Annotated in this window: 29 protein-coding genes and 1 tRNA gene; 10 read left to right on the forward strand and 20 right to left on the reverse strand. The window is 43.4% G+C overall.

All coding sequences use genetic code 11. The features are described 5' to 3' along the window. Positions 1–76 precede the first annotated feature (76 nt). Positions 77–1,024: an IS30 family transposase gene (locus tag GRF55_RS08325; protein ID WP_220369615.1), complete on the forward strand. Its 948-nt coding sequence runs from the start codon at positions 77–79 to the stop codon at positions 1,022–1,024. Positions 1,025–1,116: 92 nt separating this feature from the next. On the opposite strand, the gene GRF55_RS08330 is transcribed toward GRF55_RS08325, so the two are convergent. After that, on the reverse strand, positions 1,117–1,509 hold the full coding sequence (locus tag GRF55_RS08330) for a hypothetical protein (protein ID WP_220367976.1): 393 nt from the start codon (positions 1,507–1,509) through the stop codon (positions 1,117–1,119). A 134-nt stretch (positions 1,510–1,643) separates the two neighbouring features. On the opposite strand from GRF55_RS08330, the gene GRF55_RS08335 reads away from it, so the two are divergent. Continuing rightward, positions 1,644–2,030 carry a YkvA family protein gene (locus GRF55_RS08335; protein ID WP_220367977.1) on the forward strand — a complete coding sequence of 129 codons (387 nt, stop codon included), beginning with the start codon at positions 1,644–1,646 and terminating at the stop codon, positions 2,028–2,030. Between the two features lie 37 nt (positions 2,031–2,067). Continuing rightward, positions 2,068–2,820, forward strand: a complete 753-nt coding sequence (locus tag GRF55_RS08340) for a copper homeostasis protein CutC (RefSeq protein ID WP_220367978.1) — start codon at positions 2,068–2,070, stop codon at positions 2,818–2,820. 414 nt (positions 2,821–3,234) lie between these two features. Here GRF55_RS08340 and GRF55_RS08345 read toward each other — a convergent pair. The 4 genes from GRF55_RS08345 to GRF55_RS08360 form a co-directional block, all read right to left on the reverse strand. Further along, a tRNA-Cys gene (locus GRF55_RS08345) sits at positions 3,235–3,306 on the reverse strand. A gap of 236 nt (positions 3,307–3,542) precedes the next feature. Further along, positions 3,543–6,086, reverse strand: coding sequence for a ferrous iron transport protein B (gene feoB, locus GRF55_RS08350; protein WP_220367979.1), 2,544 nt, complete (start codon positions 6,084–6,086; stop codon positions 3,543–3,545). 133 nt (positions 6,087–6,219) lie between these two features. Then, positions 6,220–6,510, reverse strand: a complete 291-nt coding sequence (locus GRF55_RS08355) for a DciA family protein (RefSeq protein ID WP_220367980.1) — start codon at positions 6,508–6,510, stop codon at positions 6,220–6,222. Between the two features lie 9 nt (positions 6,511–6,519). Next, positions 6,520–7,626 carry a DNA replication/repair protein RecF gene (locus GRF55_RS08360; RefSeq protein ID WP_220367981.1) on the reverse strand — a complete coding sequence of 369 codons (1,107 nt, stop codon included), beginning with the start codon at positions 7,624–7,626 and terminating at the stop codon, positions 6,520–6,522. Positions 7,627–7,816: 190 nt separating this feature from the next. Between GRF55_RS08360 and GRF55_RS08365 the strand changes: the two genes are divergently transcribed. Then, positions 7,817–8,551 (forward strand): tol-pal system YbgF family protein, encoded by a 735-nt coding sequence (locus GRF55_RS08365; RefSeq protein WP_220367982.1) that lies wholly within the window; start codon positions 7,817–7,819, stop codon positions 8,549–8,551. Continuing rightward, positions 8,551–9,027 (forward strand): 6,7-dimethyl-8-ribityllumazine synthase, encoded by a 477-nt coding sequence (ribH, locus tag GRF55_RS08370; RefSeq protein WP_220367983.1) that lies wholly within the window; start codon positions 8,551–8,553, stop codon positions 9,025–9,027. The genes GRF55_RS08365 and ribH overlap by 1 nt, the downstream gene beginning before the upstream one ends. A gap of 132 nt (positions 9,028–9,159) precedes the next feature. Here the strand turns inward: ribH and GRF55_RS08375 are convergent, their stop codons facing one another. Further along, positions 9,160–9,741 (reverse strand): DUF4738 domain-containing protein, encoded by a 582-nt coding sequence (locus GRF55_RS08375; protein WP_220367984.1) that lies wholly within the window; start codon positions 9,739–9,741, stop codon positions 9,160–9,162. 94 nt (positions 9,742–9,835) lie between these two features. Here GRF55_RS08375 and GRF55_RS08380 point away from each other — a divergent pair, with 94 nt between their 5' ends. The 3 genes from GRF55_RS08380 to GRF55_RS08390 are packed head-to-tail and all read left to right on the forward strand — an operon-like array spanning position 9,836 to position 11,870. Further along, entirely contained in the window at positions 9,836–10,501 is a 666-nt protein-coding gene (locus GRF55_RS08380) for a DUF4230 domain-containing protein (protein ID WP_220367985.1), read from the forward strand. Beyond that, complete coding sequence (locus GRF55_RS08385) at positions 10,498–11,094, forward strand: DUF4230 domain-containing protein (protein WP_220367986.1); 597 nt, start codon at positions 10,498–10,500, stop codon at positions 11,092–11,094. Before GRF55_RS08380 ends, GRF55_RS08385 begins: the two co-directional genes overlap by 4 nt. Before the next feature lie 11 nt (positions 11,095–11,105). Beyond that, complete coding sequence (locus GRF55_RS08390; protein ID WP_255563769.1) at positions 11,106–11,870, forward strand: MBL fold metallo-hydrolase; 765 nt, start codon at positions 11,106–11,108, stop codon at positions 11,868–11,870. Between the two features lie 309 nt (positions 11,871–12,179). Here GRF55_RS08390 and nadE read toward each other — a convergent pair whose 3' ends face one another. After that, on the reverse strand, positions 12,180–12,938 hold the full coding sequence (nadE, locus tag GRF55_RS08395; protein WP_220367987.1) for an NAD(+) synthase: 759 nt from the start codon (positions 12,936–12,938) through the stop codon (positions 12,180–12,182). A gap of 53 nt (positions 12,939–12,991) precedes the next feature. Continuing rightward, positions 12,992–13,633, reverse strand: coding sequence for a hypothetical protein (locus GRF55_RS08400; protein WP_220367988.1), 642 nt, complete (start codon positions 13,631–13,633; stop codon positions 12,992–12,994). Positions 13,634–13,943: 310 nt separating this feature from the next. On the opposite strand from GRF55_RS08400, the gene GRF55_RS08405 reads away from it, so the two are divergent. Together GRF55_RS08405 and GRF55_RS08410 are read left to right on the forward strand one after the other, a co-directional pair. Then, the gene (locus GRF55_RS08405) at positions 13,944–14,483 is read left to right on the forward strand and encodes a hypothetical protein (protein WP_220367989.1); all 540 of its coding nucleotides are present in this window, start codon (positions 13,944–13,946) and stop codon (positions 14,481–14,483) included. Further along, the gene (locus tag GRF55_RS08410) at positions 14,480–15,304 is read left to right on the forward strand and encodes a nucleotidyl transferase AbiEii/AbiGii toxin family protein (protein WP_220367990.1); all 825 of its coding nucleotides are present in this window, start codon (positions 14,480–14,482) and stop codon (positions 15,302–15,304) included. The genes GRF55_RS08405 and GRF55_RS08410 overlap by 4 nt, the downstream gene beginning before the upstream one ends. A 572-nt stretch (positions 15,305–15,876) precedes the next feature. On the opposite strand, the gene GRF55_RS08415 is transcribed toward GRF55_RS08410, so the two are convergent. The 12 genes from GRF55_RS08415 to GRF55_RS08470 all read right to left on the reverse strand — a co-directional run bounded on the left by GRF55_RS08415 (position 15,877) and on the right by GRF55_RS08470 (position 24,911). After that, positions 15,877–16,566 (reverse strand): hypothetical protein, encoded by a 690-nt coding sequence (locus GRF55_RS08415; protein ID WP_220367991.1) that lies wholly within the window; start codon positions 16,564–16,566, stop codon positions 15,877–15,879. Positions 16,567–16,572: 6 nt separating this feature from the next. After that, a complete protein-coding gene (locus GRF55_RS08420) occupies positions 16,573–16,818 on the reverse strand; it encodes a hypothetical protein (protein WP_220367992.1) in 246 nt (81 codons plus the stop codon). Positions 16,819–16,846: 28 nt separating this feature from the next. Further along, the gene (locus tag GRF55_RS08425; protein ID WP_220367993.1) at positions 16,847–17,110 is read right to left on the reverse strand and encodes a hypothetical protein; all 264 of its coding nucleotides are present in this window, start codon (positions 17,108–17,110) and stop codon (positions 16,847–16,849) included. A gap of 5 nt (positions 17,111–17,115) precedes the next feature. Continuing rightward, positions 17,116–17,946: a patatin-like phospholipase family protein gene (locus tag GRF55_RS08430; RefSeq protein WP_220367994.1), complete on the reverse strand. Its 831-nt coding sequence runs from the start codon at positions 17,944–17,946 to the stop codon at positions 17,116–17,118. A gap of 6 nt (positions 17,947–17,952) precedes the next feature. After that, positions 17,953–18,357, reverse strand: a complete 405-nt coding sequence (locus GRF55_RS08435; RefSeq protein ID WP_220367995.1) for a hypothetical protein — start codon at positions 18,355–18,357, stop codon at positions 17,953–17,955. A gap of 41 nt (positions 18,358–18,398) precedes the next feature. Next, complete coding sequence (locus tag GRF55_RS08440; protein WP_220367996.1) at positions 18,399–18,734, reverse strand: DUF6122 family protein; 336 nt, start codon at positions 18,732–18,734, stop codon at positions 18,399–18,401. 17 nt (positions 18,735–18,751) lie between these two features. Then, entirely contained in the window at positions 18,752–19,939 is a 1,188-nt protein-coding gene (locus GRF55_RS08445) for a hypothetical protein (protein WP_220367997.1), read from the reverse strand. Beyond that, positions 19,939–20,487, reverse strand: a complete 549-nt coding sequence (locus GRF55_RS08450) for a retroviral-like aspartic protease family protein (protein ID WP_220367998.1) — start codon at positions 20,485–20,487, stop codon at positions 19,939–19,941. The genes GRF55_RS08445 and GRF55_RS08450 overlap by 1 nt, the downstream gene beginning before the upstream one ends. 3 nt (positions 20,488–20,490) lie before the next feature. Next, entirely contained in the window at positions 20,491–21,816 is a 1,326-nt protein-coding gene (locus tag GRF55_RS08455) for a hypothetical protein (protein WP_220367999.1), read from the reverse strand. A 6-nt stretch (positions 21,817–21,822) separates the two neighbouring features. Continuing rightward, positions 21,823–22,767 (reverse strand): ATP-binding protein, encoded by a 945-nt coding sequence (locus tag GRF55_RS08460; RefSeq protein WP_220368000.1) that lies wholly within the window; start codon positions 22,765–22,767, stop codon positions 21,823–21,825. Between the two features lie 27 nt (positions 22,768–22,794). Continuing rightward, positions 22,795–23,874 carry a hypothetical protein gene (locus GRF55_RS08465; protein ID WP_220368001.1) on the reverse strand — a complete coding sequence of 360 codons (1,080 nt, stop codon included), beginning with the start codon at positions 23,872–23,874 and terminating at the stop codon, positions 22,795–22,797. A 551-nt stretch (positions 23,875–24,425) separates the two neighbouring features. Then, positions 24,426–24,911 (reverse strand): PaaI family thioesterase, encoded by a 486-nt coding sequence (locus GRF55_RS08470; RefSeq protein WP_220368002.1) that lies wholly within the window; start codon positions 24,909–24,911, stop codon positions 24,426–24,428. Between the last annotated feature and the right edge of the window lie 23 nt (positions 24,912–24,934).

The raw sequence follows: 24,934 nt of genomic DNA on the forward strand, positions 1-24,934 counted from the left end.
ACCAGTAGCAATACAAAAAAAAAGCAAAAAGGGAGACTGCTGTCTCCCAAAGATTAGTTAACTTTGTATTGTAATGATGTATCATCAACTAACCTCACAGCAAAGGTACACAATTTTCGTGTTACGGCAAAAGAATGTAGCGATAAAAGACATCGCTGATACGATAGGAGTGCATTACAGCACAGTCTATCGTGAGTTGAAACGCAACAAAGGCACACACCATTACCATTATGGTATAGCCCAGCATAAGTGTGACGAGCGTAAGCACAGGATGAGGAGACACCGCAAGTTCTCCATAGATATGCGAAGGAGAATCGTCTCACTCCTGGTGTGTGAGCAGTGGTCGCCGGAACAAATCAAGGGATGGATGGAAAGGAATGGAGAAAAGTGCGTTTCAGTAGAAACCATCTATCAATATATCCGATTTGACCGCAAGTGCGGAGGAGAACTCTACAAACACTGCAGGCACCGCCTGAAGAACATCAGAAGGACTGCCGAAACTGCACATACTGCCATAAAGGACAGGGTAATGATAGAACAGAGGGAAGAAGAGGCTGACGGAACACGATTCGGGGATTTCGAAATGGACACCATCATCGGAAAGGACGGAAAAGGGGCAATCGTTACAATTGTCGAGAGAAGCCGGGACTTCTTCATGATGAGAAAACTCAGACACGGGAAAAACGCAAAGCAGCTGGCAAAAACCGTAGTAGCCATGATGACACCGTACATAGGAAGGATAAAAAGTATTACCACAGACAACGGAAGTGAGTTCGCTGAGCACAAATACATAGCAGAGAGACTCAAAACAAAGATCTTCTTCACACATCCATACTCATCATGGGAGAAAGGAAACATAGAAAACACCAACAAACTCATCAGGCAATATATACCAAAAGGAACTGACTTTAAACATATTTCAGAGGAACAAATAAAGAGAATACAACATAAAATAAACCGTAGGCCAAGAAAAAAACTAAACTTTTCCACACCTACTGCTGAATTCTTCAAAAAAATAACATAACTTTGCACTTGCTACTGGAATCTACAAAGAAAACAGCCCGCAACTCTTATGACAAAAGGAGTTGCGGGCTGTTACAACTGATTGAGAATCACTCAATTTTCTTTACTTTTGTATTGCAGGACATCGTCAATATATTTCTCTATCTGCGCATCCTCAAAACGCTGCCATCGGCGTTTTTCCCTGTTCCTCAGATAAAGATAATACAAAGCCGACAACACGCCTCCTATCAGCAGCCCGTAAAGAAGTTCCATGACGTCTCTAAAGAAAAACGACATGACCGCAACCGGCACTATCAGCAGGACGCCGAAAATCGTAAACTTCCGTTTCTCATCTTCCATCGTGCCTTGCGGTGTCTGCGCATAGAAGTAGTCGTCCAACAATTCATCGCTGCCGCCATAATCCTCAAACTTGGGAAAATCCGGTTCATCGCGGTACTTGGCTATTGCCCGCCTCACCGCCAGTTCTCTTTGTTCCAAATCACTCATAGTTCAATTATTTTCTGCGAAAATACACTAAAAAAAGTGAACCGCCAAATTTATTTTTGCTATTTTGGAAATAATTTGTACATTTGCACCGATTTACATTAAATGAAATTTGCTTCTCATTAGGTTAAAACACTATGGAACTACCCGATTTCATGTCATACAAAGACAAATTCTCGAAGAAGAAGTTTGTTGAGAAAATTTCGCGCATCGCCAAACGAGCCGGTGCCAAATTAGTATATGCCGCTCTGATTCTGTATTACACACTGCAGAGCAAAAGCGTATCCATCAAGGACAAAGCCATCATTCTGGGAGCACTCGGATACTTGATAAGCCCGCTCGACGTGATGCCTGACGCCATCCCCATCGCCGGACTGACCGACGACTTGGCGGTGCTCATCTATGTGCTGAAAAAGATTTGGGTGGACGTTTCCGACGAAGTCAAGGAAAAAGCCCGCACGAAACTGAATGACTGGTTTGATGAAGACGAAATCAAAGAGATAGAAAATCTGTTTGAAGAATAGCCGGTGACCTCCCGTCACGCTTACATCAATTCTGCTTATGACAAATAAGACGTTTCAGTTTGAGGTCTGCGCCAACAGCGTGGAAAGTTGTCTGGCTGCCCAAAAAGGCGGTGCCCATCGCGTGGAACTCTGCGCCGGCATCCCGGAAGGCGGGACCACCCCGTCCTACGGCGAGATAGTGACAGCCCGCAAAGTGCTCACCACAACCCGACTGCACGTCATCATCCGCCCACGCGGAGGAGACTTCCTCTATTCTGACCTGGAAATGGAACGCATGATTGCCGACATTGACGTGGCACGCCAAATCGGAGCAGACGGCGTCGTCTTCGGCTGTCTCACCGAAGAGGGAGACATCGACATGAGGAAAAACCGCCTGCTGATGGAGCACTCAGAGGGACTTTCCACTACCTTCCACCGCGCTTTCGACCGTTGCAGGGACCCCAGACAGGCACTCGAACAGATTATCTCCTTAGGATTCGACCGCATTCTCACGTCGGGTGCACAACCGACTGCCGAACAGGGTATCAGTCTCCTGAAAGAACTACACGACCAGGCGGCTGACAGAATCATCATCCTCGCCGGCTGCGGAGTAAACGAGGGAAATATTCGCAAAATTCACGAGCAGACGGGAATCCGCGAGTTCCATTTCTCTGCACGCGAAAAGGTGCTGTCCCACATGCGTTTCACCAACCCCTCCGTCTATATGGGCAGTCCCGATGCTGAAGAAGATGTCCGCATGGAGACCACGGAGAGAAGGGTGCGTGCGACGATTGGCAGCCTCCTGACATAACACCGAACGGGGTTGATGAACTTTTTCATCCCCCCAAAAACCGCATCCATTACTGACCACATTCACGTTACGTCATCTTGCCGCAAATGTATATTTATACAGACGTGGCGAGATGAAAGAGCAACTCGCAAACCGTTGTATTTCAGCGAGTTAAGAACCAGTTTCCAAAAGTTCAACTTTTGCACGCTAAAAGTTGAACTTTCAGGAGGTAAAAGTTGAACTTTCAGAAGCCAAAAGTTCAACTTTTGGAAAACGAAAGTTCAACTGTATATTTATACCCCTTTTGCTGTATGTTTATGCAGGGGTGTTTTGTTGACTATTTTCGTTGAACTTGCATGAACACAACAACATTTTTCACGAAAAAAAGGCAGCACCCAGCGATTTGCATGGATGCTGCCTTTTCGATTTTCAGAGAGGTGCCTGGCGGATTCGAACCGCCGTAGACGGTTTTGCAGACCGTTGACTAAGCCACTCATCCAAGGCACCGTATCGTCTTTTGCGGATGCAAAGATACACCATTTCTTCCGTTCAGCCAAATATTTTCAACATTTTTTCGCTACATCGGAATCGGAAGGACATTTTTTCGCGCCCTTTCCCTTCGAACAGCCATCGCAACCCCGGCAAGGGTCGCTCGCCTCTTTCCGGATATGCCAGACGAAGTAGGCAATGCAAAGCGACAGACAAACGATGATGATTGCATATTGTATCATTCCATTCCCTTTCTAAAATCCCATCAGCCTTCCTACCTGATAGACCACAGCCGAGACGATCCACGCCAACCCCGTCGTATAGATGACCGTGAAGAGCGCCCACTTCCACGAACCGCTCTCGTTCTTGATTGCTGCAATGGTTGCTATACACGGGAAATACAACAGGACGAACAGAAGGAAACAGAATGCGACAAGCGGTGTGATGCCGTCGGCTGACATCTTTTTATGAAGGTTGGCATATTTAACTGAATCAGCCTCTTCATCATCGGCAACCGTTTCATCGCCTGCATAAAGGACACCCATCGTGGATGCCACAATCTCTTTTGCACCAACACCGGCAAGCAAACCGACATCCAGTTTCCAGTCGAAACCCTGCGCACGGAACGCGGGCTCGATGGTCTTCCCTATCCGCCCGATATAACTCTGCTCCTGCTGCTCTTGCGGTGTCAGTTCCTCATGGTGAGGGAAATAGCCCAGCGCCCAGACAATCACGCTTGCCACGAGAATGATGCCTCCCATCTTCTTCAGATACTGCTTCCCTTTCTCCCACGTATGGCGGAACATCGCCTTTCCTGTCGGGAAGCGGTATGGCGGCAGTTCCATCACGAATGGGACGTCATCGCCTTTCACGACATACCGGCTGAAGATGCGACTCATCAGTACAGCCATCACAATGCCTATGAAATAGAGCGAAATCATAATCCATGAACGGTATTTCAGCGCAAAGAACGTACTGGTAATCATGATGTATATCGGCAAGCGTGCCGAACAGCTCATCAGTGGGAGCACCAGCATCGTAATCAGCCGTGAACGCCGACTCTCAATCGTGCGCGTCGCCATCACTGCCGGAACATTGCAGCCGAAGCCCATAATGAGCGGAATAAACGACTTTCCATGCACGCCCATCTTGTGCATCAGCCTATCCATGATAAACGCAGCGCGCGCCATGTAGCCACTGTCTTCCATAAAGGAGATGAAAGCATAGAGTATCAATATCTGCGGAAGAAATACGATGACCGCCCCCACACCGGCGATGATGCCATCGACAACCATGTCGCGCAGCGGACCGTCGGGCATGACCCTGCCGACCCAGTCGCCCAATGCCGCGACACCGGTATCTATCCAATCCATCGGATATTGTCCCAGCGTGAACGTCACCCAGAACATCATGAAGATGAGCACGAAAAACAGCGGGAAGCCGAAATACTTATGCGTAATGAAATGGTCCAAGATATGTGTCACCTGATAGGTGTCCATCTTGGTTCCCTCCTCGTATCCAGCCTCCTGCAAAGCCCCGTGGATGAAAGCATACTTGGCATTCATCACCGCCGTCTCGCTATCCTCCTTCAGCTCTTTCTGAATGTTTGCCGCAGCAGCATCTCGCACAGCCAGTATTTGTTTGCCATTCGACAGCGTGCCGACAAGTTTTTCCGCATGCGCATCCATTTCCAGCAATTTGATAGCCAGATAGCGCATGGAATACTTGTGACGCAGACTGTCCTCCCGCTGCAATTCCTCATAAAGTTTGCTGATGGCATCTTCTATATAAACTCCGTGATTCAAGTGTATGTGGCGATATACGCTTTTGTTCGGACGGGTGCCGTGCGAGTAATCCTCTTCATGGTCGCCTCCATGCTTTCCTTCATAACTCTTATGCCACTCCTGCAGGTCGCGAGCCACTTCCGGATTGATGTTGCCGTCCTTGTCGAGGAAGTCCATCCCCTCATACATATTTATAATAATGTGGAACAGCAAATCGACACCTTTCCCCGTCTTGAACACCGTCGGAATCATCGGCACGCCGAAGAGCACTCCCAGCGTTCTCAGGTCGAGCTTGTCGCCTCTCGCTTCCAACTCGTCGAACATATTGAGCGCACAAACCATGCGCAAGTTCATGTCCACTAGCTGCGTCGTCAGATACAGGTTGCGCTCGAGATTGCTCGAATCAATCACATTGATGACGAAATCGGGAGTCTTGTCGATAATCTGCCGGCGCACATACATTTCCTCAGGGCTATATGCCGAGAGAGAATAGGTTCCCGGAAGATCCACCAGACGAAACTCATACCCTTCGAAGAATGCCGTTCCTTCCTTTGCATCCACCGTCACTCCGGAATAGTTTCCTACCCGCTCATGGGCACCGGAGGCGAAGTTGAACAGCGAGGTCTTTCCGCAATTCGGATTGCCGACCAATGCCACATTGATAATGCGCCGTTTCTTCATCGCTGCAGCTTTCAACTGCTTGTCAGTCATCGGACGTTCCTCTGCAAGTTTACCCCTCACAGCATCCGAAGCCTGCATCAACTCTTCCTGCTGAAGTTTTTCCGCTTCTGAAACCGAAATGACCTCAATCATCTCTGCTTCCTCATGACGGAGAGATACTTCATAGCCCATGACTTTATATTTCACCGGGTCTTGGAGAGGAGCATTCAAAAGGACCTGTACCACTTTTCCTTTAATGAAACCCATCTCCACGATACGCTTCCGGAAGCCACCATGTCCAAGAACTTTTACGATGACTCCCTTCTCTCCTGTCTTTAAGTCTGATAAACGCATGTCTCTGTCTTTCAAATAGATTCTGCCTGTGCCCGAATCCTTTATTTCTATGCAAAATTACACAATTTATCGGTAATAAAAACCTTATCACCAAAGAATTGCAGGAAAATACCTAAAAATGATGAGGCAGGCATCAGAAAAAGCGGATGTCGCTAATCACCATGCTCTCCACTTTTTCATTCAGACGGCAAACGAGCTGTGAACGCATCATGGAAAGGTCCTGCCGAAGTGCCGGATTGGAAATCTTCACAAACAACGTCTGGTTCTGTATGTATTTTTCTGTCGTATATTTGGCAACTGTCTTTCCGGCAACCTCTTCCCATGCCTCTATCAGCCGATGCTGAAGCAGGGGCGTTTCCAGCCCTTCCTCCCTCAGATAGTGCTTAAGCACGTCGGACAATATTAACGTTTTCCTTCTAAACATAATTTTGCTTTAAGTATTTTGAGGCACAATGTTGCCTTTGCTGACCGTGAAAATCTTGTATTCAAAAGCTGCCGCACCGAGTATTTTGTCCAGATGCTCCCGATTGGTATCGGTGATGAATATCTGTCCGAAGTTTTCTCCGGCGACGAGCCTGACTATCTGTTCCACCCGATTGGCATCCAACTTGTCGAAGATATCATCCAAGAGCAGCAGCGGTGTGGTTTGAGTTGCCGTACGGCGGAGGAAGTCAAACTGCGCCAGTTTCAGGGCGATGACAAACGTTTTGTTCTGTCCCTGGCTCCCTTCACGCTTCATGGGATAGCCGTCAATCAGCATTTCGAGGTCGTCGCGATGAACGCCATGCAGCGAATAGCCCACGGCACGGTCCTTCATGCGGTCACGCTGGATGACATCCAGCAACGGACCGCGCTGGCAATGAGACACATAGCGCAGCGACACCTGCTCGTGACCGGTAGAAATGGTCTGATAGATTTGCTGGAACATCGGTATCAATTCCTCAATGAAACGGCTGCGTTTTTCAGAAATCACCTCTCCCTCTTTCGCCATCTGCTGTTCCAAAATCTCCATGAGAGACAGGTCCGGCTCTTCTTCCATCTTCAATAGTGCATTGCGCTGCTGAAGAGCCTTGTTATAGTTCGAGAGCGACTCGATGTAAGCATAGTCATATTGGGCAATAACCACGTCCATCAGATGGCGTCGCTCATCACTCCCCCCTTCAATCAAAAGGGTATCGGAAGGCGAGACGAACACCAGCGGTATCCGACCGATATGCTGTGAAAGTCGCTTATAGCTTTTCTTGTTATGCTTGAACTGCTTTTTAGTGCCGCGCTTCATTCCACAGTAGAAGTTCTCTTCGTCACCATGGTCTGTCAGATAGTCCCCTTCAATCACGAAAAAGTCCTGTCCGTGACAAATCAACTGCGAATCAACGGGGTTGTAGGCACTCCGGCAGAACGAGAGATAATAGACTGCATCCAGAAAATTGGTCTTCCCTTCACCGTTATGACCGATGAAACAATTCATCTTCGACGACAAATCCAACGTTGCCGCCCGGATGTTTCGATAGTTAATGATGGATATTTTCCTTAAATGCATGTGCTCTCAGACAGATTTACTTTCGTCATCTTCGCTTACTCGCCGGACAATCATCTCCGACGTAATTTTCTGCAAAGTTAGAAGATTTATGGTTGAAAAACGAAAAAAGTCGATAATAAATTTCAATATATGGGATAAAATCTGTAATTTTGCCACGTTTTTTAGGATTAAACAATAATATAATAGATAAATGGCAAAAACACAAGAAAACAAGGGCGCTCACGAACTGAATGAGGCTCTGAACAAGTCTGAGGCTTTCATCAAGAAATACAAGAAAGCACTCATCGCTGCAATCGTTGCAATCATTGTTATCGTTGCAGGAATCATTTTCTACAACAACTACCAAGCCGGCCGCTCAGTAGAGGCATCGACCGCCATCTCTACGGCTCAGGAGCTCATCGCTCAACAGCAATACGAGAAAGCGCTGAAAGGAAGCGGAGCAACTGCTCCCGGACTGATTCAGGTGGCAAGCGACTATAGCGGAACAGAGGCTGGCAATCTGGCAAACTACTATGCCGGATTGTGCTATGCAAAGATGGACAAATGGGATGAAGCCATCAACTATCTGGAGAAATTCAGCCCGAAATCCGATTTGATTATCAGTCCGATGAGCCAAGTGGCACTCGGTGACGCATACGCCAACAAAAAACGTTACGACGACGCTATCGACGCTTATCGCAAAGGTGTGAAACTGGCTGACAAAGCATCGGAAAGCGGAGAAAACAACGCAGTGTCGCCAATGGCACTCAAGAAAGTCGGAATCATTCTCTATGAGCAGGGAAAGAAAGCTGAGGCATTGAAAGTGTTCCAGGAAATCAAGGAGAAATATGTCAACGCACCCATTGTTACAGGCGACGTGAATCAATTTACCGGACAGCCGTCAGCTCCTGAAATTGACAAATACATCGAACTCGTTTCTGAATAATGGCAACATCACTGCATAACCTTTCCGACTACGACACACAAGCCGTGCCTGACGCCAGTAACATGTGCTTCGGTATTGTCGTGTCTGAATGGAACAAAGAGATTACCGGCGCACTGCTTGAAGGAACCGTAAACACACTCGAGAAACACGGCACGCTGCCTGAAAACATTCACGTCAAGACCGTACCGGGAAGTTTCGAGTTGGTGTATGGTGCACATCAAATGACGCTGAACGGCGGATACGACGCCATCATCATCTTGGGATGTGTCATCAGAGGGGAAACGCCACACTTCGACTACATCTGCCAAGGTGTTACAGCCGGCATCGCCCATCTGAACGCTACGAGCGAGATTCCCGTCGTATATGGTCTCCTCACCACCGACAACCTGCAACAGGCTAAGGACAGGAGCGGAGGAACGATGGGAAACAAAGGCGATGAGTGTGCTGTCGTCGCCATTAAAATGGCAAAGTTCTAATTCTCAATTGGTATCATCTTAAATGCACGAAAGACAACTCATACGGTCTTTCGTGCATTTATTATTATAATAATGTATAAGGACGCTGCTCCCTATACAAATTTATTCCTGCGGTTTCACGCCCAATGAGCGTCACACGCCGTCATCGTCAGCCATTTCTCCTGCACTGTTCGGTGAAGAAGGAACTGCCCCGTCGAGTTCCGTGTCACGACTGACGTGTACCGTTCCCATGCGATTCAGTTTCATGACAAGCGGGATATATTCATCGCTCAGCGGGTCTGGAGAGCCGACACTGCCTCCGAATTTCAGGTCATCGCCCACTGCCTCCACGAAAAGAAGTCCGAGCAAGGCACCGTTCCGACGGAAATTGTCATCGAGACAGCTGCTGAAATCGGTCTTCGAGAATGTCTTGTTGAAGAACTCACTTCCATCCTTGCGAATCACCTTGACAGACACCCGGTTATCGTAATACTTATTTCCATACTCGTCTTCCACCATCGGAAGGCTCTCGTCCGCAAAACGATGCACAAAGACGGTGTAGGTTGAACCAACCCAGTCCACATTCCAATTGTAATCAACATCCTCCATCTTCTCCTGCTTCTTGGGAGCCTGCGTCACTTGCTGCTTACTGACGATGATGTTCCTACTCTCCTGTTTCTTTCCGCATGCTGCGATAAGGAACGCGACCACACAGAGAAAAGCTATTCGTTTCATAAATTCGTTCATGATGATTTGCCCACAAAGATAATGTAAAATTTCGATAAATGAAAATTTTATTTTATCTTTGCATAGATAATCATGTGTGACTATGAGAAAAGTCATCCTTTTCATTTGCCTCGCAGCATGCCTCTTTGCATCATGCTCGGGCGGTTCTACTGACAGTAACGACGTGAAGAACGACTCGTTGCCGCTCCTCGTGATACAGGTACAGAAGTGTTCGCGCCTCTACACGACCGAGTTTCTCGTCCACAAAGTTGTCACACACGAAGACAAACTGAAGCTGGAGGGGTCTGTTTTCGAGAAACGATTCAGCATCAACCTCCCATTGGGAGAGCGCAAAATCGCCATTCCGATGAACGCCACACTGAAAGGATTCGTGGATTTCAGCAATTTCTCCATTGAAAACATCAGGCAGGAAGGCGACAAGATTGAAATTATCCTGCCCGACCCGCAAGTGGCGCTGACGAGCAGCAAGATAGACCGGGAGGGGGTTAAAGAGTATGTGGCGCTGCTACGCTCCAACTTCAGCGACGAAGAACTGACCGCCTACGAACAGCAGGGACGGCAAGCCATCATCAAGACCATTCCGAAAATGGGCATCGTCGAACGTGCACGGCAAAGTGCCGCAAACGTACTCATCCCCATTATCGAAAAGTTTGGCTATAAGAAAGAGGACATCACCATCTCTTTCAGAAAAGACCTGACCGACAAAGATATCACCACACTATCCGAAATGCCACAGACAGGAAAATGATACGCAAGAGATATTACAACCTAAATGACCGAAGAATGACGATGGCGATTGGCATCGCCGTCATCGTGGTGCTCTTCGTTATCTTCAAATGCGGAGGCATGAAATTGGGAACAGCCGCCGACAAGCGAATCAACATCACACCCGTCCAAATCAAACAGATAAAGGACATCGGACAATGGGAGTTTCTCGCCATCGAAGACGAAGAACTGGTGGACACCGTCAGCAAAGGCATCTTCTCCGACGACCAACTCATACGCATCTATTACGGCACCATCCGACTGGGCATCGACTTGAGCAAAACGAAAGACAACTGGATACAGACCGTGGAAGACACCGTCAAAGTCGTGCTCCCTCCTATCCAACTGCTCGACAAAGATTTCATCGACGAGGCACGCACGAAAGCATTCTTCGAAACGGGAAGCTGGAAACAGAAAGACCGGGAACACCTCTACCGGAAAGCACAGCGCATGATGCTCAAACGGTGTCTCACGAAAGAAAATATCCAAACAGCACAAGAAAATGCCGTCGAAATGTTTACCAAACTCCTCAACGGCATGGGCTACGAACACGTAAACATCATCGTTGAACACTAATATTTACTGCCATGAAGACAAAAACAATCCTCACACTGATGACCTTCCTTGCCGTCGCTGCATGCACATCGGCAAACAAGACAACAGACAAACCACAAACAACAGACAATATGGATACATTCAAGACAAAATCGGGAAAGGAAATCACATTCACTCCCATCAAGCATGCCAGCATGGCAATCACGTTCGGCAACACGGAAATACAGGTTGATCCCGTCATCGACGCACAACCGCCGCACACCGACTACAACAAGTTTCCGAAAGCTGACTACATCCTCATCACACACGAGCACTACGACCATCTCGATGCAGAGGCTGTGAAGGCGCTCAGCAAGGAAAGCACCGTCATCGTCACCAACAAAAACTCCGCCGAGATTCTCGGAAAAGGAAAAGTCATGGCGAACGGCGACTCACTCAAACTCGCTGACGACATCATGGTCTATGCCGTACCAGCATACAACACGACGGAAGGACACCTGCAGTTCCATCCCAAAGGACGCGACAACGGGTTTATCCTCGTGCTCGACGGCACCCGCATCTACATTGCAGGCGACACCGAAGACATCGAAGAGATGAAAGACGTGAAAGACATCGACATCGCATTCCTGCCATGCAACCAGCCATACACCATGACACCCGAACAACTCCGAAAGGCAGCCGACATGGTGAAACCGCGCGTGCTCTACCCCTATCACTTCGGCGATACCGACCGCGAAGCCATGAAAGCTGCACTTGACGGAACGGGAATCGATGTGAGAATCCGAAACTTCGAATGAAAAACGTTGACAAAACAAACGCAATTTCTCACCGAAAAAGCACCTGCATAAACATACAGAAAAGGACGTATAAATATACAGTTGAACTTTCGCTTTCCAAAAGTGCCACTTTTAGCTTGCAAAAGTGGCACTTTTAGGAGCTAAAAGGGGAACTTTTGGAGTGCAAAAGTGGCACTTTTGGAAAGCCCCTCCTAACATACTGAATTTCAGAAGCTTACAAAACCCGTTTTACTCGCTCCGTCTTTGCATAAATATACAGTCGCGGAAGTAAGGAACGACATCAGTTTGTCAATATTTCTGCCGACTTATTTATAGAACACACCTATACTCAAAATGCGGAATCGGTTTCAGCTTGAAGAGGTTCTTCACGTGTTTGTCGTCGATGAGCGCTTTCACCTTGGGGTCATCGCACTCACCCGTCCGGATGTAACGGTCGAGCGTGGCGTAAGTGAAGCCGAGGTTGTCCTCGTCGCTCTTGCCGCAGAGACCGTCTGAAGGAGTCTTCTCCACAAGGTCGATGGGCAGCCCGAGTTCCTTTCCGATGGCAATCACCTCGTCCACGGTCAGTCCGCCAAGCGGAGCGAAATCGCCGGCAGCATCGCCATAGCGCGTGCTGTAGCCCACCCAGTCCTCAGACAGGTTGCACGTGTTTGCCACCCGCCCGTTCATCGACTGCGACACGGCATAGAGCGTCGTCATGCGCACCCGTGGCGGCAGGTTGATGGTGGTCTGATTGCTCACCTCCGCACCGAGCGTCGCCAGTTGCTCTTTGACCGCTGCCATCAGCGTGTTGCAGGTGTCGCCGATGTTCACATTGCAGTTGCGGATGCCGAGGTGGTTGATAAGGCGCATACTGTCGGAAATGTCCTTCTGCACGCCGTTGGGCATCGTCACGCCGATTACTCGGTCCTTACCCAAAGCCTCCACGCACAGCGCAGCCACGACACTGCTGTCCTTGCCACCCGACACGCCGAGCACGGCATTACAGCCTTTTCCATTCTCCTCGAACCAGTCACGAATCCATTGCACAACTTGGTCTTTCACTATTTTTGCATTAAATTGTTCCATATTATATACCCTCATCCGTGTCGGGCGCAACTTTTAATTGATAATTATCTTTTTTATATAATGAAATGATCTTTGCGTAGGTTCTCTTCCCATGTCTGAAAGATTTCACCGCCACGCATCAAGTATAACCCGGGAAAAGGCCTGTCGAATATCCTATCAAACTTCGGTAATCTTTCACAATCATCAACGGCAGTGATATGAACCATTACTGCCACCTCCTCATTAAAAGCCATATCTTCGATACCACTTTTTGCAAATGCGTATTCATACGCTATCACCACCATGGGACTAAATACAACCTTTGTCAAGTTCGGACATTCGAAAAAGCCATATCGGGCAACACCCTTAACAATTGTACCCTTTACCTTCGGAGGGATAACGAGTTCACCGCAAATTTTATCTTTATCACAAGTGAGGACGCCTATCATTCCATGGGCGACAAACACTGGAACGTCTGACTTGTCAACAGACAAAACGCATAATGTATATTCCTCCTCGAAATACTCCTCTATCACCGTTGTCCATTGTGCAACATTCTCCCAGACATATTTGTCGAAACGTACAGACAGCACAATACGCAAGCGTTGCTTTCCATCAACCTCGTGCAGATACTTATCACCAGTCTTCAGTTCTGGTCGCTGCTGGCAGTATCCGTGCTCTTCAATCTCTTCAGTGTATGTGATGATGTGTGGCATAAGAGGATTCCATAGCTATTACAATACAAAGATACACTTTTTTATTGAAAGCAGAAAGCAATCTATAAAAATGTTGACTAAAAAAACAATTTGGTGCAAAGAAATGGCAATACCGTTATACAACAGATTCCAAAAAATACGATTTTTCGAACAGAAAATAAACTTTTTCTTGGTTTTCTGTACGGGAATTAGTATATTTGCACTCGAAATGAATGCTATTATACCATACAACGAATTAAAAATGCTGGGAAATATTCCCATTGACAGCGGAGTACTGAGAAGCCTTTACGCCGACTGCAAGTCCCCCAATATGAAAATTTCCAATCTCGAGAAAAAGGGGATTTTGATTCGGTTGAAACGTGGAATGTATGTGGTTTCGCCCGAAATAAGCGGTAAGCAGCCATCGCTTGAACTTATCGCCAATCACATCTATGGTCCTTCGTATGTTTCCCTTCATTACGCTTTGCGCCACTATGGTCTGATTCCTGAACGAGTGTATATGCTCACATCTGTGACAACTCGCCACACCCGTCAGTTTGAAAATTCTTTGGCAACTTTTTCCTACCGAGGCGTTTCAAAAGAATATTTCCCGATTGGCATCAAGAGAGAAGAGGAAGAGGACATTTCCTATCTGATTGCCACGCCAGAAAAAGCCTTGTGCGACATGCTGATGGCAGAAAAGCACGTGCCTGACCAGTCGGTGACGAGCCTTGAAGTGTTTTTTGAAGAAGATATGAGAATCAATGTGGATGACCTTCGGCAGATGGATTTGAAAATCATACGAGCCTGCATGGAAAACGGGAACAAGAAAAACACACTAATGAACTTACTAAAACTGATTGAACGATGACAATATTCGATGAAATGGTAGCGGAGTTTCAACCGCAGAATCCCACTGAAAAGAGTAACGCCAGAAACGAAGTGATGCAACGGATAACACTGTCCGGTCTGCAACGTGGTGGTTTTTTCGAACATGCAGCTTTCTATGGTGGCACTTGCCTGAGGATTTTCCACGGGTTGCACCGTTTTTCTGAGGACATGGATTTCACTTTGACGAAAAAAAACAGCGACATCCATCTCGAACAATATTTTCCACAGATTATCGAAGCGTTTAAGCTGACAGGCCGCGAAGTGGAAATCAAGAAAAAGGAAAAAAAAACTTTCGGCAAGGTGGAGTCTGCATTTCTCAAAGACAACACCGATGTTTATGACATCGCTTTTCAAACCGAAAAAAACGTGAAGGTGAAGATTGAATTGGACACCAATCCACCATTGGGGTTCGACACAGAACAGAAAATTCTGTTCAAACCTTTCACTTTTATGGTACGCTGTGTCACACTTCCCGACCTATTCGCAGGAAAGATGCATGCAATAGTCTTTCGAAACTGGAAAGCCCGCGTAAAAGGGCGCGACTGGTACGACTTTCAGTGGTATGTAGCGCACCAAATTCCTTTGAATTTCTCACATTTGCAAAACCGCATCTACGATTTCAACGGCATTCTGGTGTCGAAGGATGATTTTATGGCTGCTTTGAGGGAACGGCTTGTCCAAACGGACATTGATCTGGTCAAGCAAGACGTCCTGCGTTTTTTGCGATCAGACCCGCACGAACTCGACATCTGGTCGAACGATTATTTCCTGCAATTGGCAGACATGATCGTGTTCAAATAATTGCTTCCCAAGCATCAATCCTGCGAAGTTCGCATAAGTCTTATCTTCGCATAAATCATGCAATCCTTACAAATCCTCCATAAACAACAAGAGCCGGGACAACACGATTGCCTCGGCTCTTGCCATCTATGACGTTATCCGTGTCGGGCACAACTTCTAAATTCCTTTCTTACTTATTGAAAACTATTATTATTTATTCACTTATCATTAAAATTATTTGGTTGTATGTTATCACTGGTGTCCAAAAAACATTAAAAACCACACATAATATAACAAATCAGAATGATTATAAAGCATTATAGGCTAAGCAATGATAATTAGCCATAGTATACCAATGAAAAGTATTCCTACGCCTAATGCAATCAAGGCAACCTTAAATAGCATTCCTATATAAGAGAGATCATATTCCCCCCTTATATATTGCACAATGACATATATAACAAATAACAAAAAAAATATTGAAAAAAATATTAATCTCACCATAATCTTTTGTTTTTAGTTTGTATCAATTCATTATCACAACTATTACAAATGTAATGGACGAACTACCGACAAATGAATACCGTACGTTTTCACCCTATCGGCTTTTCTAAAAAATGATAACCAGTTCTGATGTAATTAAAACTTCCCGTATCACTAATTCCAATTGCACCTTCAATGGATAATATGGCCTCGCTTGTCCTCAGTCCGAGCACAGCTCCACGGAGATGAATCCGATATTGCCCCGAAGCCTCTTTTCCTATTTTGCCATTTATTGGCGTCGGGGTAGAAAGTGAGACTTGGTCTATAGATTCAATTTCCCATGTATAAAATTCATTTTCGCAGATTTTTCTTATCTCCGATCTGAAAAATGAGTCGAAGTTCGATGCTGTAATGTTGTCCAACACAGATTCAATCAAGCGATTTTGTTCCTCCTCATATAGGTTCTTCCACAATTGCCGAACACCAGAATAGTTGCTCTGCGACAATTCCGCATTCAACTCACGGCTTTCACTTATAAAAGTGGCATAATTCTCAAAAGATTTCGAGAAAAAATCATCCATCTTTCTATATTGAGACCTGATTTCATAAACATCATTTATTCGCGGTGCGTTTTTATTATGAAAATAGTCTATGTATTCCTGTGCAGCACTCTCTCCTTCACGTGGCGAAGAATACCTAGTGTCTCGCAATTGCTCATACTCCAACTGAGCATCACGTTTTTCTTCACAAGAAAATGCGACAAACGCAATAGTCAAAACAATCAGAATTATCTTTTTCATTTATCATCATCTTTCTGTCATATACAAAAAACCTAGTACAGAACTAATAATTGTCGCTATTAAGAAAATAATAGACAATACAATTCCAACCATTGCTCTCGAAGAAGAATCAGACTTGTGCCCAACTATACCAAGCACTAATCCACCAATAGTAACAGGATAACCTATCAAAGGTAATATCCATGCGACCACACCAATCAATCCAAAGATAAGGGAAGCTGTTGATGCCCCCGAAATTTTCCTGTCATTCATAATTTCCTATTTTTATAATAATTAATCTTCACCATTTTGAAACAGCTTTATAATATGTTCTATCATTATATTTTTCTGAACTTTCTTTTTCTTCCATTTCTTCTGTTGATTCTAAGACTCTATTTTTGAAGTTTTTATAAAAAAAGATAAGTAGCAGAATTGCAAAAAGATACATGATTAAAAGAAGAATAAACAAATTAAGACTTATAATTCCAACAAACCATTCCGCTGTGACACACACAAACGGAGAAACAAGCATTATTCCCAATATAACCTTTTGTCGCTTGCTCATGATACTTATTGTTGTCTGTTTTTTATTTCTATCAATTCGTCCCAATGTTCTTTAGCTTTATCCCTGCCTAATCGCAACATCTTTTGGCAGTTATTGCGCCCGAAACTGGCAGCGGTAAAATTGGGTAACCGTGGATGAATACAAATATCGGCATCTTTTATGTTTTGAGAATAACGTTTAAAATCTGGACGGCTTAAAAACCAACCTGCAAGACCGCCGAGTCCCAACGATGTTCCAATATTAAAACCTCCATTCTGTTGCAAATCTATAGCAATAACTATGTCTGCACCCATATTCCTCACCACATCAACAGGGAGATTGTTGATAACTCCTCCATCTACAAGATACTTATTACCCCATTTCACAGGTTCGTACATTTCTGGAACAGACATAGAGGCTAATATAGCTTTATAGAGAATGCCACTGGAAAGGATGACCTCTTCAAAGGTGTTTTCTTCTGCCGTTACACATCTAAAAGGAATTTTCGTGTCCCGAAATTGTTCTACTCTACGATTTGAAAGAAGACTTTTCAGTTTAGCTTCTATCCTATAACCTTCCAGAAGATCTTGCCACTCTTGTGATAAGAACAACAACTTCAGTTCTTTTAAAGAATACCCCGAAGCATAAAGGCCACCGATAATGGCACCGATACTGGTTCCTGCTATATAATCAATTTTTATGCCGGCATCTTCTATTACTTCCAGAACTCCAATTGTTGCTGCACCTTTCGCGCCACCACCTCCAAGTGCAAGACCAACTTTTGGCTGACTGGCACAAAAGGGCATAGCAACAAAAAATATGCACAACAGACTATATAACCTGATAGACTTTTTCATAAAAATTTAATCCGGAATAATCGTTTTCTCACAAGGTCCCTCCCAATGAGCATTGTTCTGGAATGGGTCAGAGTCATACCATCTCCAAAATCGGACTTTTATTCCCACACTAGCAGGAATTAGCTCTGCTTTGTAATCTCTTTCTGAATATGTTTTTCTACCAAAAAACGGGACATGCTGCCCTCTGCAAGAATGAGTTCCCTTTACCTTAATCTTTCCATTAATTTCATCCACCTCTACAGATGTTACAATCAATGTTCCTTCCACATATTGCCTTGGGGCGAAGCAATTGTCATAATTCTCTACACAAAATTGTTCCAAAACTGCTTTAATCTGGGATTTAGTTTGCGCACTAGTCACATTGCTCACTACGAGCATCATGACAATCATCAAAATTTTTAATTTTTTCATAATCTAATTGTATTTAAAGTTAATAACTATAATAAAACTTTTTAAAGCCAAAGAACATAGTCTTGCCAGTCGGTAACCATATGGAACAATAGACCTATTCCGATTGGACGAAGCCACCAAGGCCAATTTAATCTTTCATATGGGAGAATACATAAAATAACATAAACACAAATGGCATAATAGGAATGAAGTGGATGAAATCCTATACTCATCCTATTTGGATCAAAGATTGGGGTTGCCAACAAATGGTCTATATCCACAGCCATCGTTGCCAGCATTATGAACAATGCCTCCCAACGCCGTTCTTTTTTAAAAAAAAGAGCAAAAATGAAAGGGGCAAAGAAGTGCAGCCCATAATGAGTAATTTCTCTATACATAACTCTCCATACAAAAATTATTTTCTACAGCCTCCAACAACTCTATCACCAATCAACAGTTCAAAAATATGCCATCGCCCACCATCCAGATATCTACTCAGATAAATTGATTTCGAATGATTTCCTTTTTCAATGTTCACATTTGAAGAACTTGATGTATTATAATAATAGTTTTCTCCCAAAGCTCTAACTTTTAAAGTAAGATTCGCATCCCTAAAACCATAATAATCAAATGATAAGTATCCTGTACTATAATCAAAAGATGTATTTTTTACAATGAATGGTGCTATTTCATTCATAGAACTTTTAAATCCTTCAAAAGATTCTTCAATCTGCTGACGTTGCTCTCTCTCGACTTCCAAATCAGACTTAATGCTATCAATATCTTTTTTCATCATGGATATTTTTGAATTCTTATTATCTATTGTTCGATTAGCATCAGAAAGTTCTTCTTTCGTCTCATTCAAACTTCCGTTCAACAGCAACAATCCAATACCACAGGTAATAACTGCAAAACACAAAAGAATCACATAAGTAAATTGTTTCTTTTGCTGACTGATTTTCCTATTTTTATCTATTAATTCATTATTTTCATTTTTTAATTTTTCAATTATGCTATCTTTTGCTTTTAATGTGTGGATAAAACTTGTAACTCGCTCTATTTCAGCATCGGTTTTTACTATATATAAATTGGGGTACCGTTTCATCGCTTCCACAACTTCATCCTTCGACATTTCTAAGCTAATCTCCAAACAATCGTTTATTGATATTGAGAAATCCATCGGTGGCAAATCTTGAGAATTAGAGCCAGAGATGTTGATACGTTCAATTATCTTTGTTGTGTATTCGTTTAGAGCTACAGATTCCTCAACATAGCTTTTTATTGACCATTCCAAACTCCCATTTGTCGACATGTGAAGAATTTCGCCGGCATTAATCATATCTGCATAGACATCATCAAATACGGAGAACAAAAAATCCACATCATTATAAATACAATCTATACATAAACAAATGCCAAAATAATTGTTGCTGAACTTCCTGACATATCCATAGTGGAGCAAATTGCCCTCCCGATGGATGACAATTTGCCCTTCATTTTTAGATTGTCTTAAGAACTGCTCAAAAAATGTTTTGGTATGGTCTCCTGGATAAGATGAGAATCCTCCAGGCAGTGAGCCAAAATAGTATATCTGTGGTTTCATCACTCAAATCGGATAACTTTTTTCCTTAAATCTACAGTGTAAGACTTCTTTGCCAAATTATCAATAACAGATGAACCTACAAGGATTGCCGCTTCCATATTAGGCTCTAATATCGCTGCAATATCCTTCAACGTATGTGGCTTCCCGTTCTTGTCCATTATTGTTACTTCCCGAAGATTGAACACCCTCTTTTGAACAATACTTCCATCTGCCATTTGAACAGGAATAGGGGGGCGTTCATCTGAATCTCTCAACGTACCCTGTTTCATCATATCTAGTGCTTCCATAGGGGATATCAATATACCAGAACACCCTGTGTCAAAAATTGCATCGTAACTGTTCTTGCCATTAAGGTTGACATGAATTGTTTTAAGATTGCTATCCGTCTGCTTGAAATCGATTTCGAATACGTTATTGGAAACTTCCTGCTTTTTCTTGCCTCCTTTCATTTCATATTTATAAGGATCGTATTCACTTCTCTTTGAGTTGCAGGATGCTAATAACAAGACTGTTATCAGCATAAGTGTTGTTTTAACTAGCTTTTTCATGGTTTATTTTTTAGTTTTGTTATCACCTTCTGTACCCGTTTGCGGATTTTTTGTTTCATTGACACGCTGTCTAGAACTGAAGCCTACCTGCGGATATTCTCCTCCTCTTGACCTATTTGATTTTTCTAATCTTTCTATCTTTTCATCTTTTTCTTTATTTTTTTGTTTATATGATTCTATATCTTGCTGTAGTTTAGACAACTCCCCCTGTAAATTGTGAATCTCTTCGTCTTTTTTCTGGAGTTCTTCTTTTAGTTGATTGACAGGCACCATTTCAACCTGCCCAGTCATATCTTCGGAATCCTGGGACGATTTATTATCCCCAGAACATCCTTTCATGTTTAGAAGTAAACTCATGACCATAAGCAATAGTAACATCGTATTTATTGCAGGCAAATAATCAGAGATTTTCTTTTTTTTCCTCTTTGTAGGAGGATAGTTGGGGGATTTTCCAACTCCACCAAGAGATGCTACAGCTTGTGTCACTTTGCTGCGAAGATCCTCGTATTGCTGTTGTGATGCTTGGCTGCTTTGTTTAACCTGCTCATATTGATCCCTCAATGACGTTATCTCCTTTTTGAGCGCACTCAATCTCTTACCTTCATTGCGATTTGCTTCCTGCATAGTCACCTCAAGTTGCTTTGCAACACGTTCCAGTTCTGTGATTCTCAACGCCTTTGATTGGGCATCATTTTTTGCGGTTTGTGCCTCTTGGCGATACTTTATAGCCAATGCCGCAATATCATCTTTCGTATCTTCCTTCTCCGTAACGATGACACGTCCCTTGTCTTTTAGTAGTTGGACAAATGCCAAAGAGTCACAGTCATAAATACTGCAATAGGTATCTTTGGTAAATGTTGCTGTCTGGTGAAATGATCCGTCAAATGCTTTTTCCACGTTCCCCAAACTTACATAGGAAGATTGTAGTTTTGCACAGAGTTTTTCAAATGCTGCCGTATTTTCAAAATTGGATACGACATATTGAACATTTGAGTTGAGATAGACCCCAAGAACATTTTCTTTGACGACCTTTTCTAGAAGTCTATACACATCGCTAATTAATGCACAATATTTTTGGGGAAGAACCAGTGATAAAGCAAAGTAGCTTCCTCTACCTGCTGTATCTTTTACTTTTTCACTCAACAATAGCGTATATACGCTAGTCCAAGTTCCTTTCCAATAACGTGCTTCAACAAACAATGCTTCTGGCTCTTTAACCGGTCCAAGAGCAAAAAACTCATTTATAACTCTTCTCGCAAGTTCATAATCTATACCAGATGTGTAACGCTCACTGGCATCTAATGGTTTTCCATGAATAATAATCTCCATATCACTCTACCATTTATTTGTTATTTCTTTCCATAAATCACGTGGATATACATCCGCAGCAATATTGTAGGTCTTAAAAGTGTTTCCAAAATTATCTGTTTGTTTAGAAAACATGCCTGTACAAAATGTCTTAAAAGAGAAATTATCTACCGTCATCATAAATTTTGTTACTTTCATGGATGAAAACAACGACGGATAATATATTTCTGCATCTTTTCTTGCACCTTTAAGATCATTACACCCATTTATGTCTCCGAAGGGTGTCATATCAATCTTGTTATAAAGTAAGATAATCTTATCTCTATTTTTATTGATAGCTGGATAGAAATGACCAAGAAAGCGTTGCTCATACGACTGCCGATGATAGCCGTCTACACGAAAAGATAAATCAGAGTCAAGATCAAGCAAAGCGACATAAGACTTAGGATTATTACTTACCATAATAGCTGCCAAATATGGTTCTACCACATTATTTTTCCCTGCTCTTATCTTTGCTGGGTCTGTTGTATAAAAATCTTCACCAGGTGCTTCAAGCAGTTTGGCAACTTCCTGACCATTTTTATATACATTGACAAGCAAGAACTTTACAGTTCCTTGTAATGCCGTTGTGGTGTTAAGGCTATTTGCGAAGTCAATACAATCTTGTTGATACTGAACTGTGTTTAAGAATGTAGGATCCGTCTTTATCGTATAACCTTGGCTACGCAAAAATTTAGCTAAACGAACAAGTATCATTGACTTTCCACTTGACGGAGGTCCTACGAACACAACTATTGGTACAGTCTGATTAACGATAGTTGGTGTTGCCACGCCACCAAGAGGTTCATCCATTAGTGGTTGTGTGTCATTTTCACTATGTGATGTCAACACAGGATTCTCAATATTTTCTGCGGACACTTCAGGAGATGTTTGCTGTTGGAGATTATTTTCTCCAGATTCGATTATTCCCATAATATTTAACTTTATTGATTAATCATTTTAAATCGTATCATAATTTCGAAAAAAAGCAAAAAGAAGAAAAGCAACAAGGTCGCATATCAAAGCTATGATAATCCATTGTAACATTGTCATATCGCCGAGACGCCCCTTAAAGATATCACTCCATACTGATATAGTATCAAACATGCGGTTAGAAGAATAAACTTTTGCCTTTTGTGCATATTTTGAATAATCTGATGGCATTTTTGCAATAACTTCTCCGTTTTGCTTATCGTTGTATTTATAGAATGCTGATATTGAACCATCTTTCAACACGTCAGGCAAATCGTTAATTTCAAGAAATTCTATGGTGCCAAGCATTTCGGTTAATTTATTATTTTGATTTTTTTGCCGTTCATAGTAGTTATCTATTACTGCTATCTTCTTATTTTTTTCTCCTTCCATACGGGTAATATATTTAACCTGTAAATCTTGTATGCGACTTCGCTGTGTCACACCTCTGTCACCAACATCACGTTTATCATCAAATATGATATACTCATTGTTATCTCCATACATTTTTGCATCCTTACGTAGGCTGCTTTCTGTTGACTTTAATATACTTATACAAGCATCGCCAAAACCATAATGACCATCCATGGTGTTGACAATTTCACGTGAAAACGCCTGCTGATTAGTATTAACTACTGCTTCAATAGCCATTCGAGCTGCATTTTGTCGGTCATTTATAGCCTTAACTTCATTGGTTGTGTTATCAATAACATATTGTTTGGCACTTGCTAATTCTTTTGTAAGTATCGCATAACCATGTTTTTCTACGAAGAAATAATGTACATTTGTCGTAAAACTAAAGAGCCAAAAAATAAAGAATCCAAGAAGATTAAGCGCAAATTTACTTCGAGATGCACCTACTCGCTTTTTCATTTCTATAATGGCGTTGGTCAGACACCACCCGGCTAAAACAGAGATAATCATAACCAATATGAAAATAAACCACATATTGGTGCCATTGAGTAAATTCAATGACAATGATGTTGCCGTAAAATAGGCACTAAGGCTTGCAAAGAGCAAATAGCCAACTAAACAAGCTAATCTCAGAATAAGTTTTCCGTTTTTCATTTTTACTCACAGAAATTTTTGCCTCTTGAACTCCCGAATTCAGCATTAATAATTAAGTTCAAGTTTATGGAAATGAAAAAAGGCATGGGAGTTTCTACTTCTCGCCCATCCCTGACCTCAGGCCTTCGCTTTGCCCCCGTACAAGGATAAGCAACGCAGCCAGCCCACGCCAAGCGATTATATTCTTATAATTCACTATACATAATAATATATAGTTAGAATATAAATCACCCACGCAGACGTTCCGTTGCATTACCTCTGTGTACGGTTTCAAAGTTGCGAAGTTTGAGGTCACAGAATAGTAACGTCCGTAAACGCCTTTTCGAGATTAGCCCTCACAATTGGTTCTTAATCTCATCCATCGATGTTTGACCCACCTGCCCTCTAAGAGCTGGCTTCGTCGGTGACAAAATTACGAATTTATTTTTATGCAAGCAAATATTTTTTAGTCTTTTTTAATTCAACATGAATAAAACAACAAAAACACGGATGTTTACTCAAACATCCGTGCGCGCGTAAATAATTAATAATGTCTATTTCCTTATTACCACTCAGAACGCCAGGAGTTCTTCGCCTTCGAGGTCGCAGGTGGTGAAGCCCATTTCGCGCGTTTTGTCCTCGTTCATGGCGTAATAGGTGACGTCGCCCTCTGCACAGAGTTGGCTTTGGGCGTTCTCAAGTGTGACGTGAATCGTGATAAAGTTGCGCTTGCTCTCAACGATATGCGCCCGGAGAATCAGCTGCGGGTCGGTGGTCATGACTGGTTTCTTGAACGATACGCTCAGGCGGCTCGTCATGCCTGCCGTCTGCAACTTCCTGAAAACGACCCATCCGGCTGTCTCGTCGATGAGCGCACTGATGATGCCGCCGTGAAGGGTATCGACCCAACCTTGATAGTGCTCTTGCGGGCGCCAGAAGCTGACCACTTCGTCACCATCCTCGAAAAACTCCATGTGAAGCCCGATGGGATTGTCCGGTGAACATCCGAAGCAGTCGTATCCTTCTTTCTTGCTCCATGGATTCTTTATCTTTCTCATTGTCTTTTGTTTTTAACGATGTG

It is taken from the genome of Prevotella sp. Rep29, from assembly GCF_019551475.1.
In the GTDB taxonomy this organism is placed as follows: Bacteria; Bacteroidota; Bacteroidia; order Bacteroidales; family Bacteroidaceae; genus Prevotella.